This window comes from Mycobacterium sp. NGS24 (genome assembly GCF_059813065.1).
Map to the genome: position 1 here is coordinate 361,617 of NZ_JCALDW010000001.1, position 17,032 is coordinate 378,648.

16 protein-coding genes are annotated in these 17,032 nt (G+C 69.2%); 10 read left to right on the top strand and 6 right to left on the bottom strand.

Annotated features, from left to right (window positions below; genetic code table 11):
* Positions 1-2: 2 nt before the first annotated feature.
* Positions 3-1,280, bottom strand: coding sequence for a glycosyltransferase 87 family protein (locus AC5Y6Y_RS01645; RefSeq protein ID WP_499923050.1), 1,278 nt, complete (start codon positions 1,278-1,280; stop codon positions 3-5).
* A 66-nt stretch (positions 1,281-1,346) separates the two neighbouring features.
* On the opposite strand from AC5Y6Y_RS01645, the gene AC5Y6Y_RS01650 reads away from it, so the two are divergent.
* The 3 genes from AC5Y6Y_RS01650 (at position 1,347) to AC5Y6Y_RS01660 (ending at position 4,304) form a co-directional block, all read left to right on the top strand.
* On the top strand, positions 1,347-2,240 hold the full coding sequence (locus tag AC5Y6Y_RS01650; RefSeq protein WP_463824470.1) for a hypothetical protein: 894 nt from the start codon (positions 1,347-1,349) through the stop codon (positions 2,238-2,240).
* A gap of 147 nt (positions 2,241-2,387) precedes the next feature.
* Positions 2,388-2,879: a polyadenylate-specific 3'-exoribonuclease AS gene (locus tag AC5Y6Y_RS01655; RefSeq protein ID WP_463824469.1), complete on the top strand. Its 492-nt coding sequence runs from the start codon at positions 2,388-2,390 to the stop codon at positions 2,877-2,879.
* A gap of 36 nt (positions 2,880-2,915) precedes the next feature.
* Positions 2,916-4,304, top strand: a complete 1,389-nt coding sequence (locus AC5Y6Y_RS01660; RefSeq protein WP_463824468.1) for a class II 3-deoxy-7-phosphoheptulonate synthase — start codon at positions 2,916-2,918, stop codon at positions 4,302-4,304.
* Between the two features lie 10 nt (positions 4,305-4,314).
* Here the strand turns inward: AC5Y6Y_RS01660 and AC5Y6Y_RS01665 are convergent, their stop codons facing one another.
* Positions 4,315-5,586, bottom strand: a complete 1,272-nt coding sequence (locus AC5Y6Y_RS01665; protein WP_499929127.1) for a protein kinase domain-containing protein — start codon at positions 5,584-5,586, stop codon at positions 4,315-4,317.
* 97 nt (positions 5,587-5,683) lie between these two features.
* On the opposite strand from AC5Y6Y_RS01665, the gene AC5Y6Y_RS01670 reads away from it, so the two are divergent.
* Positions 5,684-6,088 (top strand): Rv2175c family DNA-binding protein, encoded by a 405-nt coding sequence (locus AC5Y6Y_RS01670; protein ID WP_463824466.1) that lies wholly within the window; start codon positions 5,684-5,686, stop codon positions 6,086-6,088.
* On the opposite strand, the gene AC5Y6Y_RS01675 is transcribed toward AC5Y6Y_RS01670, so the two are convergent.
* Together AC5Y6Y_RS01675 and AC5Y6Y_RS01680 are read right to left on the bottom strand one after the other, a co-directional pair.
* Complete coding sequence (locus AC5Y6Y_RS01675) at positions 6,075-7,622, bottom strand: alpha-(1->6)-mannopyranosyltransferase A (RefSeq protein ID WP_499929129.1); 1,548 nt, start codon at positions 7,620-7,622, stop codon at positions 6,075-6,077. The genes AC5Y6Y_RS01670 and AC5Y6Y_RS01675 overlap by 14 nt on opposite strands.
* Before the next feature lie 4 nt (positions 7,623-7,626).
* Positions 7,627-8,688, bottom strand: coding sequence for a polyprenyl synthetase family protein (locus tag AC5Y6Y_RS01680; RefSeq protein ID WP_463824464.1), 1,062 nt, complete (start codon positions 8,686-8,688; stop codon positions 7,627-7,629).
* A 234-nt stretch (positions 8,689-8,922) separates the two neighbouring features.
* Between AC5Y6Y_RS01680 and AC5Y6Y_RS01685 the strand changes: the two genes are divergently transcribed.
* Positions 8,923-9,831 carry a mycobacterial-type methylenetetrahydrofolate reductase gene (locus AC5Y6Y_RS01685; RefSeq protein ID WP_499929131.1) on the top strand — a complete coding sequence of 303 codons (909 nt, stop codon included), beginning with the start codon at positions 8,923-8,925 and terminating at the stop codon, positions 9,829-9,831.
* A 1-nt stretch (position 9,832) separates the two neighbouring features.
* On the opposite strand, the gene lppM is transcribed toward AC5Y6Y_RS01685, so the two are convergent.
* Positions 9,833-10,480 carry a lipoprotein LppM gene (gene lppM / locus AC5Y6Y_RS01690; protein ID WP_463824914.1) on the bottom strand — a complete coding sequence of 216 codons (648 nt, stop codon included), beginning with the start codon at positions 10,478-10,480 and terminating at the stop codon, positions 9,833-9,835.
* A gap of 116 nt (positions 10,481-10,596) precedes the next feature.
* Positions 10,597-11,202 carry a GNAT family N-acetyltransferase gene (locus AC5Y6Y_RS01695; RefSeq protein ID WP_463824462.1) on the bottom strand — a complete coding sequence of 202 codons (606 nt, stop codon included), beginning with the start codon at positions 11,200-11,202 and terminating at the stop codon, positions 10,597-10,599.
* Positions 11,203-11,485: 283 nt separating this feature from the next.
* Between AC5Y6Y_RS01695 and AC5Y6Y_RS01700 the strand changes: the two genes are divergently transcribed.
* The 5 genes from AC5Y6Y_RS01700 to AC5Y6Y_RS01720 all read left to right on the top strand — a co-directional run bounded on the left by AC5Y6Y_RS01700 (position 11,486) and on the right by AC5Y6Y_RS01720 (position 17,025).
* Entirely contained in the window at positions 11,486-11,890 is a 405-nt protein-coding gene (locus AC5Y6Y_RS01700) for an SCO2097 family morphological protein (protein ID WP_463824461.1), read from the top strand.
* Positions 11,891-12,313: 423 nt separating this feature from the next.
* Positions 12,314-12,745: a division/cell wall cluster transcriptional repressor MraZ gene (mraZ, locus tag AC5Y6Y_RS01705; RefSeq protein ID WP_463824460.1), complete on the top strand. Its 432-nt coding sequence runs from the start codon at positions 12,314-12,316 to the stop codon at positions 12,743-12,745.
* Position 12,746: 1 nt separating this feature from the next.
* Positions 12,747-13,919 (top strand): 16S rRNA (cytosine(1402)-N(4))-methyltransferase RsmH, encoded by a 1,173-nt coding sequence (gene rsmH / locus AC5Y6Y_RS01710; RefSeq protein WP_499923176.1) that lies wholly within the window; start codon positions 12,747-12,749, stop codon positions 13,917-13,919.
* The gene (ftsL, locus tag AC5Y6Y_RS01715; protein WP_499929134.1) at positions 13,916-15,040 is read left to right on the top strand and encodes a cell division protein FtsL; all 1,125 of its coding nucleotides are present in this window, start codon (positions 13,916-13,918) and stop codon (positions 15,038-15,040) included. Before rsmH ends, ftsL begins: the two co-directional genes overlap by 4 nt.
* Positions 15,037-17,025, top strand: coding sequence for a peptidoglycan D,D-transpeptidase FtsI family protein (locus tag AC5Y6Y_RS01720; protein WP_463824457.1), 1,989 nt, complete (start codon positions 15,037-15,039; stop codon positions 17,023-17,025). The genes ftsL and AC5Y6Y_RS01720 overlap by 4 nt, the downstream gene beginning before the upstream one ends.
* The last annotated feature ends 7 nt before the right edge of the window (positions 17,026-17,032 follow it).

The following is a 17,032-nucleotide window of genomic DNA, read 5'->3' on the forward strand; positions in this document are numbered from 1 at the left end:
AGCTAGGCGGCCGCTACCGGCGTGCGTTCGGGGGCGGTAGTGCGTGGTGATGTCAGCTTCGCGGTGACCGTGAGGCCCGCGACGAGGATCACCGCCAGTGCCCACCACACGTAGGACATCCCCAACAGCTGCCGCCACCAGGCCGCGGTCAACTCGTGATGCTTGGGCAGCAGGTCGATCGGCGTCCACCGCATCAGCGCCACGCCTGCGGCGGCGACCACGGCCAGCGCGACGTTGCGCCGCCGCCAGGCCAGCACCGACAGCACCATGACCGCGGGCAGCATCCAGACCCAGTGGTGCGACCACGACACCGGGGACACCACCAGCCCGAACAGGGCCACGCAGATAACGGCCAGCGACGGCTCGTCGGCCCGCAGCACCCTACGCATGGCCCACACGGTCAGCGCCAGCACCACCAGGCACGCCAGCACCCACCACGGCAGCCGCGCGTGTTCGCCGAGCCCCAGCCGGGCCAGCGACCCGGCGATGTTCTGGTCAGTGTTCAGCGCGGAGTCCCCGATGCGATCGGTGTGCCGCAGCGTGTGCGTCCAGTACTCCCAGGAGTCGCCCCAGGCCAGCACGAAGCCGACCAGCGTCGCGACCGTGAAGGTGCCCAGCGCAGTGAGCGCGGCCCGGGTGTCGCGGCGCAGCAGAAAATACAGCAGGAACACCGCCGGGGTCAGTTTGAGCGCGATGCCCACCCCCAGCAGCACTCCGCGCGGCCAGGGAGTGCGACGCGGGAAGCAGTCGGCGATCACCAGGGTCATCAGCACCGCATTGATCTGACCATAGGCGAAGTTCGAGTTGATCGGTTCCAGCCAGACGGTGGCCGCCGCGACGATCAGCACCGCCAGCCAGGACCGGCGCAACAAAGCCGGGCCGGGCAGCAGCCGGGAGTCGTCCCAGACGTTCAGGCTGCTCAGCACGATGGTCGTCGACACCAACAACACCAGCAGGGTCAAGACGGTGATCACGTGCGTGGCGGCCGCCATGCCCATCCAGGCGAACGGGCTGAACACGATCGCGGACAACGGGGGATAAGTGAAGGGCAGATCGACGATCGGTGTGTGGAACAACACGTTGCCGCTGTAGAGCGGACGGCCGTCCAACCAGGCCTGGGCACCCATCTGGTAGATGTCGATATCGATGCGATAAGGGATGTCGACGAACAGGTCCCAGCACGCGTAGCCCAGTGCCAGCGCGGCGAGGAGCCAGAGCAGGCACCACAGCGAAACCCGCCCGAGTCGACTGCCCACGTCGGGCGACCGCCATTTACTCATGTCGAGGACAGCCTATCGTTGCGGCGCCGGGTGTTGTTCGCACAGCGCGGCTTCCGGGTTGTGCGGATGCGCTGGCGTAGCTTGTGGGGAGTGCACCACTGGCTGCAGCACGACATCATCGATCGCGGCCATCTGCCGCTGCTGTGCTGCCTGGTGGCCTTCATCCTGACGTTTTTCGTCACCCGCACCTTTGTCCGCATCATCCGCCACCGGGACGTCCGCGGCGGTGCCCCGGCCAAATGGTGGCAGCCGCGCAACATCCACGTCGGGTCGCTGCACATCCACCACGTCACGTTCGGGGTGGTGCTGGTGATGGTCGCCGGACTGACGTTGGTGACGTTGTCGGTCGACGGTCAGGTACCCCAGCTGTCGGTGGCCGCGACCTTCTTCGGCATCGGCGCGGCGCTGGTGCTCGACGAATACGCGCTGATCCTGCACCTGTCCGACGTGTACTGGGAGCAGGACGGGCGCACCTCGGTGGACGCGGTGTTCGCCGCGGTGGCCGTCGCCGGTCTGCTGATCCTGGGCCTGCACCCGCTGATGTTCCTGTTGCCGATCCGCTACGACGGCGACTGGGTGGTGCTGCAGAGCACCCTGGTCGGCGCGGTGGTGGTGACGTTGCCGCTGGCGGTGGTCGTGCTGCTCAAGGGCAAGGTGTGGACCGGTCTGCTGGGCATGTTCCTGGTGGTGCTGCTGGTGATCGGCGCGGTTCGGTTGTCGCGGCCGCATGCACCGTGGGCGCGCTGGCGCTACACCACCCGGCCGGGCAAGATGCGGCGCGCGCTGGCCCGCGAGCGCCGATGGCGGCGTCCGGTGGTGCGGGCCAAGCTGTGGCTGCAAGGCGCGATCGCGGGAACGCCGCAGCTGCCCGACGACCGCACCGTCGACGCCCAACTGGACCTGGATGTGCACCCCGCCCCGCCGCCCGACGGCACCGAGCCCATCCCTATCAGCAGCTGACCCCCCCTGCGCGAGCAGACGCAGAATCGCACTCCGGCGGGCCGGATCGTGCGATTCTGCGTCTGCTCGCCGGGCGGAGCCGAGCGGAGCCGAGCGGAGCCGGGCGGAGCCGGGCTAGCCCGAGCTGAGTCGCACTAAGCTGCGGCGGTGCGGTATTTCTACGACACCGAGTTCATCGAGGACGGCCGCACCATCGAGCTGATCTCGATCGGGGTGGTCGCCGAGGACGGCCGCGAGTATTACGCGGTATCCACCGAATTCGACCCGCAGCGTGCCGGGCCCTGGGTGCGGACCCACGTGCTGCCCAAGCTGCCCTCGCCGGCCTCCCAGCTGTGGCGCTCGCGCAGCCGGATCCGCGCCGACCTGACCGAGTTCCTGCGGGTGGACGGCCCCGACCCGATCGAACTGTGGGCGTGGGTGGGCGCCTACGACCATGTGGCGCTGTGCCAGCTGTGGGGCCCGATGCCCGCTCTGCCCAAAGCGATACCCCGGTTCACCCGCGAGCTGCGCCAGTTGTGGGAAGACCGGGGCTGCCCGCGGCTGCCGCCGCGGTCGGCTGACGTGCACGACGCCCTGGTCGACGCGCGGGATCAGTTGCACCGCTACCGGATAATCACCGCGGAGCAGCGTTCGCCCTGATCAGCCGGTGCGCACGGCCACAGTTACGATGGACCGATGAACTGGACCGTCGATATCCCTATCGACCAGCTGCCGCCGCTGCCGCCGCTGCCCGCCGATTTGCGTGCGCAACTGGACGCAGCGCTGGCCAAACCAGCCGCTCAGCAGCCCAGCTGGGACACCGAGCAGGCCGCGGCGATGCGCACGGTGCTCGAGAGCGTGCCGCCGGTGACGGTGTCGTCAGAGATCGTCCGCCTGCAGGAACACCTCGCCCAGGTCGCTCGCGGCGAGGCATTCCTGCTGCAGGGCGGCGACTGTGCGGAAACCTTCACCGACAACACCGAGCCGCACATCCGGGGCAACATCCGCACCCTGCTGCAGATGGCCGTGGTGCTGACCTACGGCGCCAGCATGCCGGTGGTCAAGGTGGCGCGCATCGCCGGCCAGTACGCCAAACCCCGGTCGGCCGACATCGACGCGCTGGGCCTGAAGTCCTACCGCGGTGACATGATCAACGGCTTCGCGCCCGACGCCGCGGTCCGCGACCACGACCCGTCCCGCCTCGTGCGCGCCTACGCCAACGCCAGCGCCGCGATGAACCTGGTGCGCGCGCTGACGTCGTCGGGCTTCTCCTCGCTGCACCTGGCCCACGACTGGAACCGTGAATTCGTGCGCACCTCGCCGGCCGGCGCCCGCTACGAGGCGCTGGCCAGCGAGATCGACCGCGCGCTGCGGTTCATGAGCGCCTGCGGGGTGGCCGACCGCAACCTGCAGACCGCCGAGATCTACGCCAGCCACGAGGCGCTGGTGCTCGACTACGAGCGGTCCATGTTGCGCCTGTCCGAGGACGAGAACGGCGAACCGCAGCTTTACGACCTGTCGGCGCACACGGTGTGGATCGGCGAACGGACCCGCCAACTCGACGGTGCGCACGTCGCTTTCGCCGAGGTGATCGCCAACCCGATCGGCGTCAAGATCGGGCCCACCATGACCCCCGAGTTGGCCGTGGAGTACGTCGAGCGGCTCGACCCGCACAACAGGCCGGGCCGGTTGACGCTGGTGAGCCGGTTGGGCAACAACAAGGTGCGCGACGTGCTGCCGCCGATCATCGAGAAGGTCCAGGCCGCGGGCCACCAGGTCATCTGGCAGTGCGACCCGATGCACGGCAACACCCACGAGTCCTCGACGGGGTACAAGACGCGGCACTTCGATCGCATCGTCGACGAGGTGCAGGGCTTCTTCGAGGTGCATCGCGCGCTGGGTACGCATCCGGGTGGCATCCACGTCGAGATCACCGGCGAGAACGTCACCGAGTGCCTCGGCGGCGCGCAGGACATCTCCGACAGCGACCTGTCCGGCCGCTACGAGACGGCGTGCGACCCGCGGCTGAACACCCAGCAGTCGCTGGAGCTGGCGTTCCTGGTCGCGGAGATGCTGCGCGACTGACCCCGGCCGATCAGCCGGCGTGCAGCAGGCTGCTCAGGTGCACCCCGATGTTCCAGCCCGCGGTCGCAACCAGCCCGGTCAGGGTCAGCACCACCGCCGCCCAGATCAGGATCATGCGCCGGCCGTGCTGGCGCTCCCACCTGAACTCGTCGAGCGGGATGCCGGCGAAGTGCCCGGAATCGTCGGCGTCGAAGTCGACGTCCTGATCGAAGTCGGCCGGCACATCCGGATCGTCGGGTTCGGGCCAGTCCCCGGGTTCCCGGGTGAACTGACGGGTGGGGTGGGGCACCGGCGCGCCGGCCGGGCGCCCGGCCATCCGATCGTGGTGCAGCGCCGCAGAGCGGTGCTGGGCGGAGTTGCGCGGCGTCGGCACCCGGAAGTCCGGCAGATTCAGCTCTTCGGCGATCGATTCCACGTCGGCGGCCATCTCGATGGCGTCGGCGTAGCGCTGCGCGGGGTCGAGCGCGGTGGCGCAGGCGACGAAGTCGTCGAGCTGCGTGGGCACGCCCTCGATCGCGGCGCCCGGCGGCGGGACCTCGGTGTCCAGCCGCTGATACGCGATGGACAGCGCGGTGTCGCCAGTGAACGGGGTTCGCCCGGTCAGCAGTTCGTAGGTCAGAATCCCCACCGAGTAGACGTCGCTGCGGGGTCCGGCGGTGCCGTCGCGCACCTGCTCGGGTGACAGGTAGGCGGCGGTGCCCAAGATCACGCTGGCCGAGGTGATTCCCGCTGCCGCCACGGCGCGGACCAGACCGAAATCGGCGATCTTGACCTCGCCGTCGTCGGAGATCAGCACGTTCTCCGGTTTGACGTCGCGGTGCACCAGACCGGCCCGGTGCGCGGCGGCCAGCCCGTTCAACACCGGGCGCAGTACCGCTATCACCGCGTGCGGGGGCATCGGTCCGCGCTCGATCAGCAGCTCACGCAGCGTGCCGCCGTCGATCAACTCCATCACCAGAAACGGGTACCTCCCGTCTTGGCCCTGGTCGTAGACCGCGACCAGGTTCGGGTTCTTCAGCCGGGCCACGGTGCGCGCCTCGAGCTGGAACCGGGTCAGGAACTGCTGGTCACCGGAGTAACGCGGGTCCATCACCTTCACCGCGACGGGCCGGTCCAGGCGGGTGTCCAGGCCGCGATACACCGTCGAGGTGCCGCCGCTGGCGATCTTTTCCTGAATGAGGTAGCGGCCGTCGAGCAGCGCGTCGTGCAGCGGGTCCCCGGCCGGGCGACGGTACGGGCCGGTGCGTCCCGGCGGGACGCCGGGCGATCCAGGTTCGGCCACGCAGTCATCGTAGGGGTCGACGCGACTGACCCGCGGTAGGCGCAGATTCCGCAGCGAAGGCGCAGACGCGGCCGTCCTGCGGTTCTAGACTGACCTGGTGGGCAGCATCCCGGCCGGCGACGACGTACTCGATCCTGAAGAACCGACCTACGACCTGTCCCGGGTCGCCGAACTGCTCGGCATACCGGTGAGCAAAGTGCAGCAGCAGCTGCGGGAGGGACACCTGGTCGCGGTGCGCCGCGCCGGAGGCCTCGTGGTGCCGCAGGTCTTCTTCACCACGTCCGGCCAGGTCGTCAAGAGCCTGCCCGGGTTGTTGACGATCCTGCACGACGGCGGCTACCACGACACCGAGATCGTGCGCTGGCTCTTCACCCCGGACCCCTCATTGACCGTCACCCGCGACGGCTCCCGGGACGCCCTGAACAACGCGCGCCCGGTCGATGCGTTGCATGCGCACCAGGCCCGCGAAGTGGTGCGGCGCGCCCAGGCTATGGCGTACTGAGGGCAGCGTCGTCCGGCGCGTCCTCGGCTTCCGGGGCGCGGTTCAGCGAATGCCAGGCCCACAGCGCGGCCGCGGTCGCCAGCCCGACGTGCAGCCAGGAGTACATGCCGTGCGAGCCGTCGGGTTTGAAGATCACCATGATCCACGTCGAGAATCCGGCGATCACGGCCATCGCGCGTCGCGACTGGGCCAGCGGGGCCAGCACCGCCAGCGGCCACGAGTAGTACCAGGGCAGTGCGGCGGGCACGAACAACACCACCACCAGCATCACCGCGGCGATGCCGGTCAGCGCGGCACGGTCGTCGCGGCGGTACCGCCACCACAGCACCGGGAGTGACACCGCGATCACGCCGATGCCCACCAGCCGGGCGATCCGCAGCACGGCGTAGAACTGCACCGGCAGAAACCCGCTGGTGAAAGCGTGAATCAGGTTCGCGGCGGCGGTTGGCACCGTGAGCCAGTTGATGATCTTCACCGACCCGGCCAGCGCGGTCAGCCAGCCCAGGCCGACCCCGGCCGCGACCGAAATCACCCCGAACACCGCCACGAAAATCGCCACCGTGGACAGCGCGGCGACCAGGAACGCCGGCACCGGCCGCCAGCCCCGGTCGTCGCGCAGATGCCGCATCCACACCCACCCCAGGAACGGCAACGCTAGCCCCGCGGTGGCCTTGACGGCGATTGCGAAAGTGAGCAACACGATCCCGGCTACCTGCCGGCGTCGCAGCGTCAACGCGATGCCGGCCGCCATCAGGCCCACCATCAGCATCTCGTTGTGCACCCCGCCCATCAGATGGATCAGCACCAGCGGGTTCAGCACGCAGATCCACAGCGCCCTGGCGCCGTCGGCGCCGACGTGGCGTGCCAGCCGCGGCGCCGCCCAGATCAGCAACGCCAGCCCGGGCAACATGCACAGCCGCAGCAGCATGGTTCCGGCCACCACGTTGTTGCCGACGAGCATCGTCACCAACTTGGCCACCAAAATGAACGCCGGACCATACGGGGCGGTGGTGATCGTCCAGATCGGGCTCACGTCGTCCAGCAGCGAGTTCGGATTGCCGACCGGGCCCACCGCGTACGGGTCGAAGCCGTCGCGCAACAACGCCCCCTGAGCCAGGTAGGAGTACGTGTCGCGACTGAACACCGGTGCCGAGAGCAACAGCGGGGCCAGCCAGCAGGCGGTGGTCACCCGCATGGTGAACTCGTCGGCCGCGCCGGCGAGCACCCGTCGACCCAGCCGCACCCAGGCGATCAGCATCAGACCCACGCCGACCCACAGCACGATCGACGAGAGCACCAGCCCATGGCCGAACCGCAGCCAGGACATGTGGATCGCCTCCAGCAGGGGGTCGTGCTGGCGGGTGCTGCCCGCACCCAGACCGCCCAGGGTGATCAGCACGGACCCCACGAACCCCAGTCGCGCCGGCCCGCCCTCGGAGCCGGTAGCGACCGTGCGGAAGCGGGAAAAGCGTTGGCCCACAGTTACTTTCGGAGCCGTGGTGTCGGCGGCCGGGGTCGGCGTCGGAGCGCTCATCGATTCAGGCGGACCGGTCGGTGGCCACTCGGGCCAGGTCGGTCAACCCTGCTTTGGCGCTCGCGCTGATCGGCGCCGAGGCCAGCGTGGTCAGCGCACGTTCGGTGAGTTCGGTGATCCGGTTCTCCGCGGCGGCCAGCGCGCCCACCCCCTCGATCAATTGCCGTAGTTCGCGCACCTGGGCGTCGGTCAGGTCGGTGCCGATCGATTCGCGCAACAGCCGGGCCGCCGCCGGATCGGACGTCTCGGCCAGGCGGGTGGTCTCGGCCAGCAGCACGGTGCGCTTACCCGACCGCAGATCGTCCCCGGACGGCTTGCCCGTGACCTCGGGGTCACCGAACACCCCGAGCACGTCGTCGCGCAGCTGGAACGCCACCCCCAGATCGGTGCCGAACGCCTCGAAGACGGCGGCCACCTCCGGACGGTCGGCGGCGGCGGCCGCCCCGAGCTGCAGTGGACGGGTCACCGTGTAGCAGGCGGTCTTGAAGGTGGCGACGGTCATCGCGGCGGCCAGCGATTCGTCAGCCGAAGCCGATACCGAGGCTTCGGCGACCACGTCGAGGTACTGGCCGCCGAGCACCTCGGTGCGGATCGCCGTCCAGACCCGCTCGACCCGGTCCCGGGCCTCGGCGGTCAGCGGCGCACGGGACACCACATCGTTTGCCCACGTGTGGGTGATGTCGCCGAGCAGGATCGCCGCCGAGATGCCGAACTGGTCGGCGGACCCGCGCCACCGGCGCGCGCGGTGCAGCGCTGCGAAGTGCATGTGGGCGGTCGGCTTGCCGCGGCGGGTGGCCGATGCGTCGATCACGTCGTCGTGGATCAGGGCGAAGGCGTGCAGCAGTTCCAGCGCGGAGAACAGCAGCAGCGCATCGGGATCGGGCGCCCGGCCGGCGACCGCGTCCCACCCCCAGTAAGCGAACACCGGCCGCAGGCGCTTGCCGCCGGTGAGGACGAAGTCCGCCAGCCAATCGGTCAGGGAGTCGAACTCGGCTCCGAGGTAACCGGATTCACCGCGCCGGTCGTCCAGGTACCGCCGCAGTTGCTCGGTGACAGCGCCGGCCACCTCGACGGTCGCCGACGTTGCCGATGCTTCCAGACTCAGCGCGGCGCCCCTTTCCGATTCGGTGTGCCTCTGGCCCGACAGTGTATGCCGCCGCGGTGTTTGCCGGAGTACGCGGAGCCGCAGCCACCGGCGGCTCGGAGCCGCTGACTACCGCGCCCCTATGCTGTCGTGGGGTCTGTCCAAGCTTTGCGCGACGGAGCGCGAGAACAACTTGTCTGCAGAATGAGGGGCCGCGTGACGCTCAACACCATCGCGCTGGAATTGGTGCCACCGAATGTGGACGACGGCCGCGAGCGGGCTTTGGAGGACGCGCACAAGGTGGTGCGGTACGCCGCCGAGTCGGGCCTGGACGGGCGGCTGCGGCACGTGATGATCCCCGGCATGATCGCCGAGGACGACGACCGTCCGGTGCCGATGAAGCCCAAGCTCGACGTGCTGGACTTCTGGTCGATCATCAAGCCGGAGCTGCCCGGGTTGTACGGCCTGTGCACCCAGGTGACCGCGTTCCTGGACCAGCACACCCTGGGCGAGCGCCTGGCTGCGCTGACGGCGGCCGGCATGCAGGGCGTGGTTTTCGTCGGGGTGCCGCGCACCATGAACGATGGCGAGGGCTCGGGCGTGGCGCCCACCGACGCGTTGTCGATCTATCGCGACGCGGTGACCAATCGCGGCGTGATCGTGATTCCGACCCGGGACGGCGAACACGGCCGGCTGAACTTCAAATGCAACCAGGGCGCGACCTACGGCATGACCCAGTTGCTCTACTCCGACGCCATCGTCGGGTTCCTGACCGATTTCGCCAAGGAGACCGACCACCGGCCGGAAATCCTGCTGTCGTTCGGCTTCGTGCCCAAAGTGGAGAGCCGGGTCGGGCTGATCAACTGGCTGATCCAGGATCCGGGTAACTCCGCGGTGGCCGAGGAGCAGGAGTTCGTCAAGAAGCTGGCGGCCAGCGAGCCCGCGGACAAACGCGCTCAACTCGTCGACCTGTACAAGCGGGTGGTCGACGGGGTCGCCGACCTCGGTTTTCCGCTGAGCATCCACCTGGAGGCCACCTACGGGGTTTCCGGGCCGGCTTTCGACACCTTCGCCGAGATGCTCGCCTACTGGGCGCCCTCGCCGGAGACAGTGGGCGGGCAGTAACTCAGGCCGACGACGACTGGTCGGTGGGCGCGGTGAACCGCGGCGAGCGGTCCCGGCTGACCCACGCCAGCATCGCCACCACCCCGGCGACCGCGAATGATGCGATGCCCAGCCAGATGCCGGCCCCGGTGAACGAGCGGGTGTTGGGGTCGGTGTAGCGGGCCGTCGCGGTCATGGTGCTGACCACTCCCGGTTTGAGTTTCCACTGCACGACTTCGGGCTCGATCCGGTCACCGTTGGTGGAGGTGACGGTGCCCGGGAAGGCGACGGTCAACCCGACTTCGGCGTCGGGGTCGGTCACCGAGGTCAGATCGGCGCGACCTTCCAGGATCACCAGGTTGCCGTTGCGGCGCATCGACAGGTTGACCCCCGCGGCGTCGGGGTTCATGTGGGCCAGCTGGGGCAACTCGGCGAAGGTCAGATCGGAGAACACCGCCTGTGAGCCGACGTAGCCGTCGCTGTCGTAGTTCGAGATCGCGACTTTCTGACCGAACGGCAGGTTCGAGTCCAGTTGCGGCCCGGTGTCCTTGTTGTTCTTCGGTTTGGCGGCCGCGATGATTTCGCCGGACACCAAATCGTCGGGCGAGACGGTCAGCGAGGCCCGGACCCGCAGGCATCCGGTGGCCAGCGGCACCACCATGAGCAGCATGACGATGGCCAGCAGCTTGCGGCTCCGGCGGGAGCGCAGCGGGGAAAGTGGGGGAGAGCTGGCGCGCACCAGGTCATCGTGCCAGACCCGGTGTGCCGCACAGCTGCGCCATCCGGTCATAGCGGCAGGGCGCGTCCCAGAATGGCGAACGCGCGCGGATCACCGGCGAAGTAGTAGCTGCGGATGACGTCGGTGAAGCCCAGCCGTCGGTACAGCCGCCAGGCCCGGTTGGACTCGCCGTTGGTCTCCGGCGTGGACAGCAGGACGTTCGCCTCGTGGCGACCCGCCAGCAGCCGGCGGGCCAGCGCCTCGCCGAGTCCCCGGCCCTGGGCGCGGGGGTGAATGTGCAGTTCGGTCAGTTCGAAGTAACTGGTCATCAGCCGGTCGATGGCTGCCGGCGCCAGACCGCTGCGCTGCAACCCCAGGATGACCTGCTGTTGCCACCACTGGCCAGGGGCGCCCGGGTATCCGTAGGCGATGCCCACCAGCGGTGCGTTACGGAGTTCGGCCGCCGGGGGTGGCGGGCCGTCCGCGGCCCGCTTGCCCACCTCGACCGCGGCCACCGCCTGCCAGCCGGGCCGGCGGGTGTGTTCCAACCACATCGCGGCACGCTGGTTCTCGGTGCCGCGCGGGTAGCGCATCGCGTCGACATACACCCGCAGCGCGTCGGTGAGGCGGCGCTCCATTTCGGCAGCCGGCAGGTCGACGAGGAAGATCGCCACGTCGCGGTGTCCTCCTCAGCGTGGTCGGGGTCGGATCGGTGGGTCCAGTATCGGACGCGGGCTCGGCTGCGCGACAAGCAGTCTTGCCGAGCCAGGATGTGCGGCGTGGCACCCGGTGCTGTCGCGGGCCGTATCGCGGCGGCGGTCGTCGCCGGGATAGAATCGCGGGCGAATCAGTGGTACCGCACTAAATGACCTCGTATCATCGGAGTTAATTGCCCCGCAACGGGCTATATGTGTGCTATCGGTGATGACGTCACAATCTTTCGGCAAGGAGGGACGAATGCCACTCTCCGATCATGAGCAGCGAATGCTCGATCAGATCGAGAGCGCCCTCTACGCCGAGGATCCCAAGTTCGCGTCGAGTGTCCGCGGCGGTGGCTTTCGTGCCCCGACCGCGCGGCGCCGTCTGCAGGGCACCGCGTTGTTCGTGGTCGGCCTGGCCATGCTGGTCTCCGGGGTGGCATTCAAAGCCACGATGATCGGGACCTTCCCGGTGTTGAGCGTGCTGGGATTCGTGGTGATGTTCGCCGGTGTGGTGTACGCGGTCACCGGTCGGCCGTTGCCCGGCAAAGCGGATCACGGGGTGTCGCCGCCGAGTGCGTCGCGCTCGCGTCGCGCCAAGGGCGGCGGTGGTTCGTTCACCAGCCGCATGGAGGACCGGTTCCGGCGTCGCTTCGACGAGTAGTCCTGCGCGCCAACACATGACGGGGTAGCCGAGCGGCTGCCCCGTTTCTGTTCGCCGGCCTGCCCGTGCCGGTCGGTGCCGGAGCGTCCCGCGCCGGGTCGACGGACACAGTGGCAGATTCCGGACCGCCGGACACCCACAACGCGGCGTACGAAGCCATTCCGTGCCGAACTCGTAGCGAACTTGTGTCCAGTGCCCCCCACCTCGCCCCACCACCGTCTCGGCGCTGCCAAATAGGCTCTGAAATGCGCTTTTCTGGGTCTTCGAACCCTGTCTGCGGCAGTCTTGCGCACCCCGATGGCGACCCGGTTCGGTGATTCGCCGCTTCGACACTCGCGGAAGGGGTGTTTATGGGGAGAAGTGGGGGATTGTGGGGTATGGTGGCCGAAGTGTTTGGGTGAGAAGCAAGTTGGAGGTGCCGCCGTGTTTCTCGGCACCTACACGCCCAAGCTCGACGACAAGTGGCGGCTCACGCTGCCGGCCAAGTTTCGCGACGCGTTGGCAGGGGGGTTGATGGTCACCAAGAGCCAGGACCACAGCCTCGCCGTCTACCCGCGCTCGGAGTTCGAGCAGCTGGCACGACGGGCCAGCAAGGCGCCCCGCAGCAACCCCGAGGCACGGGCCTTCCTGCGTAATCTCGCCGCCGGCACCGATGAGCAACACCCCGACGCGCAGGGTCGCATCACGTTGTCGGCCGACCACCGTCGTTACGCCGGGCTGTCCAAGGACTGCGTGGTGATCGGTGCGGTCGACTTCATCGAGATCTGGGATGCGCAGGCCTGGAACAACTATCAGCAAATCCACGAAGAGAACTTCTCCGCGGCCAGCGATGAAGCACTCGGCGACATCTTCTGAGGTGCATGCCGGTGCACCGTGGTCTCTGCCCGAACCGACCCTGGCGTACTTCCCCAACGTCAGGTGCGTGCTTTCGGTCAGAGACCACGGTGCACGGGCGACCAGGCCGGTAATTCGGTGCGGCCCGAACCGGGGAGGTGTCCAAGTGCCTGACCCGGATTCCGGCGAATCAGGAAGCAGCGCAGGTGATTTCGGTCATGTGCCGGTGCTGGCGCAGCGGTGCATCGAATTGCTCGACCCGGCGCTGACCCGACACCACTCCGACGGTTCCGGTGCCGTCCTGGTCGACGCGACGCTCGGGGCCGGTGGGCATGCCGAACGGTTCCTCACCGCCCTGCCGGGGCTGCGACTGATCGGGCTCGACCGCGACCCGACCGCGCTCGACATCGCCGGCGCCCGGCTGGCCCGCTTCGCCGACCGGATCACGCTGGTCCACACCCGCTACGACGGCATCGACGCCGCGCTCGATGAAACCGGTTGTGGCGCAACAGACTCCATCGACGGAGTGCTGTTCGATCTGGGCGTGTCCTCGATGCAGCTCGATCGGGCCGAGCGGGGCTTCGCCTACGCCAAAGAGGCACCGCTGGACATGCGGATGGACCCGTCGTCGCCGCTGACGGCAGCCGACGTGGTGAACACCTACCCCGAAGCGGAGCTGGCCGGCATTCTGCACCGCTACGGCGAGGAGCGCTTTGCCCGGCGCATCGCGGCCCAGATCGTACGGCGACGCGCCCGCACCCCGTTCACCTCCACCGCCGACCTGGTCGCGCTGCTCTACGAGGCGATTCCGGCGCCGGCCCGGCGGACTGGCGGACACCCGGCCAAACGGACCTTCCAGGCGCTGCGCATCGCGGTCAACGACGAACTGGGGTCGTTGCGCAGCGCCATTCCCGCCGCACTGGACGCACTCGCGGTGGGTGGCCGGATCGTGGTGCTGGCCTACCAGTCGCTGGAGGACCGGATCGTCAAACGCGCCTTCGCCGACGCGACGGCCTCCCGGACACCACCGGGGTTGCCGGTCGAACTTCCCGGCCACGAGCCGCGATTCCGGTCGCTGACGCACGGCGCCGAACGTGCCGATGCGGCCGAGATGGAGCGCAACCCCCGCAGCACCCCGGTGCGGTTGCGGGCACTGCAACGAGTAGAGCGGGCAAGCGGGAAGGGCTATGCATGAGCACACAGCGCGAGGCGTCGAAACGTCGCGACACCGATCGTCGCGGTCGACGTGCGGCCCGGACCAGTGCCCGCAACGCGGCTGACGCGTCGCAGCGCCGCAACCCGTCGCGCACGCCGGCGGGTGCCAACCGCGAAGCCCGGGTGCCCAGATCGGGGCCGCAGACCAGCCCGATAACCCGACCCGCGGAACGGCCGGGCCGGGCGAAGAACACCAGCCAGGCCAAGGCTCGGGCCAAGGCCCGGAAAGCCAAGGCGCCCAAGGTGGTACGGCCCAAACTCACCGAACGGCTGGCCGCCCGGCTGGCCGAGATCGACCTGCGGCCACACACGCTGCTCAGCCGTATTCCGTTCGTGGTGCTGGTCATCGGTTCGCTCGGAGTGGGGCTGGGACTGACGCTGTGGTTGTCCACCGACGCGGCTGAGCGCTCCTATCAGCTCAGCGATGCCCGGGAGCGGACCCGGATGCTGCAACAGCAGAAGGAGTCGCTGGAGCGCGACGTGCGGGAGGCGGAATCGGCGCCGGCGCTGGCCGAGGCGGCGCGCAAGCAGGGCATGATCCCCACCAGGGACACTGCCCACCTGGTTCAGGCACCGGACGGCACCTGGGTGGTGGTGGGCACACCGCGGCCCGCCGACGGCGTGCCGCCGCCGCCGTTGAACGCCAAACTGCCCGACGCGGCGCCCCCGCCACCCCCGCCACCGCCGGTGGTGAGCCCACCTGAGGTTGCGGTCCGGGTCGCACCGGGCACCGGGGACCCGACGCCGCCGCAGGTCTTGCAGCGCGGGCCGAACGGCGCAACCACCCTGGACGGCCCCCACCTTCCCGGTATGACACCGGGGGCTCCGACGACCGTGCCGGGTGGTCCGCTACCCGTGCCGGGATCGGCAGTGCCCACCCCGGCGCCCAACTCCGTGCACGCCGACCTGCTGCCGTCCAACGGGTTCGCGCTCCCGGCGCCCGCCGCGCAGCCGCCGGTGCTGGTACCCACACCGCAGTCGCCGGTGCTGGTACCCACACCGCAGCCACCGGGCCTGGTGACCACCCCGCTGCCGGCCAACCCCGAACAGTTCGGGCCCGTCATACCGACGGCGCCCGCGGCCCCCGGGGCCACCCGATGAACCGCGGCGAGGAGCGGCGCACTCCCCGCAAAGCCCGCGACGCCCAGGCGGTGCGGCAACCCAAGCGATCACGGAAAGCCGCCGACGCCAAGCGATCCCGGGCGACCGCCCGGCCCGAGGCAGCGCCGGCAGGACACTCGGCGCGCGCTCGGCGCACCCGCCAGGCGGCCGAAGTCACCACCCGGGGCGCCTCGTTCATCTTCCGGCATCGCGCGGGCAACGGCATCATCTTCGTACTGATGCTGGTCGCCATCGCTCAGCTGTTCTACCTGCAGGTGTCCAACGCCTCGCAGCTCAACGCCCAGGCCGCCGGCCAGCTCAAGGTCACCGACGTCGAACGGGCGATCCGCGGCGCCATCGTGGACCGCCACAACGACCGGCTCGCGTTCACCATCGAGGCCCGCGCGCTGACCTTCCAGCCCAACCGGGTCCGCCAGCAGCTGGAAGAGGCCAAGAAGAAGTCGTCGCGCGCACCGGACCCCCAGGAGCGGCTCGCCGCCATCGCCAAAGAGGTGGCCGGCCGACTGAACAACAAGCCCGACGCGGCGACCATCCTGAAGAAGCTGCAGAGCAACGAGTCGTTCGTCTACCTGGCCCGCGCAGTGGATCCCGCTGTCGCACACGCGATCTCGGCGAAGTTCCCCGAGGTCGGCTCCGAGCGCCAGGACCTGCGTCAGTACCCCGGCGGGTCGCTGGCAGCCAACATCGTCGGCGGCATCGACTGGGACGGCCACGGTCTGCTGGGTCTGGAAGATGCGCTGGACGCCATGCTGGCCGGCACCGACGGTGCGGTCACCTACGACCGCGGGTCCGACGGCGTCGTGATCCCCGGCAGCTATCGCAACCGGCACAAGGCGGTGCACGGCTCGACCATCCAGCTCACCCTCGACGACGATATCCAGTTCTACGTCCAGCAGCAGGTGCAGCAGGCCAAGAACGCGTCCGGCGCGCACACCGTCTCGGCGGTCGTGCTGGACGCCAGGACCGGCGAAGTGCTGGCCATGGCCAACGACAACACCTTCGACCCGTCCCAGGACCTCGGGCGGCAGGGGGAGCGGCAACTGGGCAACCTGCCGGTGTCCTCGCCATTCGAACCGGGCTCGGTGAACAAGATCATCACCGCGTCCTCGGTCATCGAGTACGGCCTGTCCAACCCCGACGAGGTGTTGCAGGTGCCCGGCACCATCTCGATGGGCGGGGTCACCATCCACGACGCCTGGGAACACGGCGTGATGCCCTACACCACGACCGGCGTCTTCGGGAAGTCGTCCAACGTCGGCACGTTGATGCTGGCGCAGCGGGTCGGTCCGGAGCGCTTCTACGACATGGTGCGCAAGTTCGGCCTCGGTCAACGCACCGGCGTCGGGTTGCCCGGCGAGAGCGCGGGCCTGGTGCCCCCGATCGACCAGTGGTCGGGCAGCACCTTCTCCAATCTCCCGATCGGACAGGGTGTTTCAATGACCCTGCTGCAGATGGCCGGCATGTACCAGGCCATCGCCAACGACGGGGTGCGCATCCCGCCGCGCATCCTGAAGGCCACCGTCGCACCGGACGGCACGCGAACCGAGGAACCCCGCCCGGACGGCATCCGGGTGGTGTCGGCGCAGACCGCGCAGACGGTGCGCAACATGTTGCGCGCGGTGGTGCAGCAGGACCCGATGGGTTACCAGCAGGGCACCGGACCCGCAGCGTCGGTGCCCGGCTATCAGATGGCCGGCAAGACCGGCACCGCGCAGCAGATCAACCCGAGTTGCGGGTGCTATTTCGACGACGTCTACTGGATCACCTTTGCGGGCATGGCCACCGTCGACAACCCGCGCTACGTCATCGGCATCATGATGGACAACCCGCAGCGCAACGCCGACGGCACCCCGGGGCACTCCGCCGCGCCGCTGTTCCACAACATCGCCGGCTGGCTGATGCAACGCGAGAACGTGCCGCTGTCACCGGATCCGGGCCCACCGCTCACCTTGCAGGCGATGTAGCCGACTT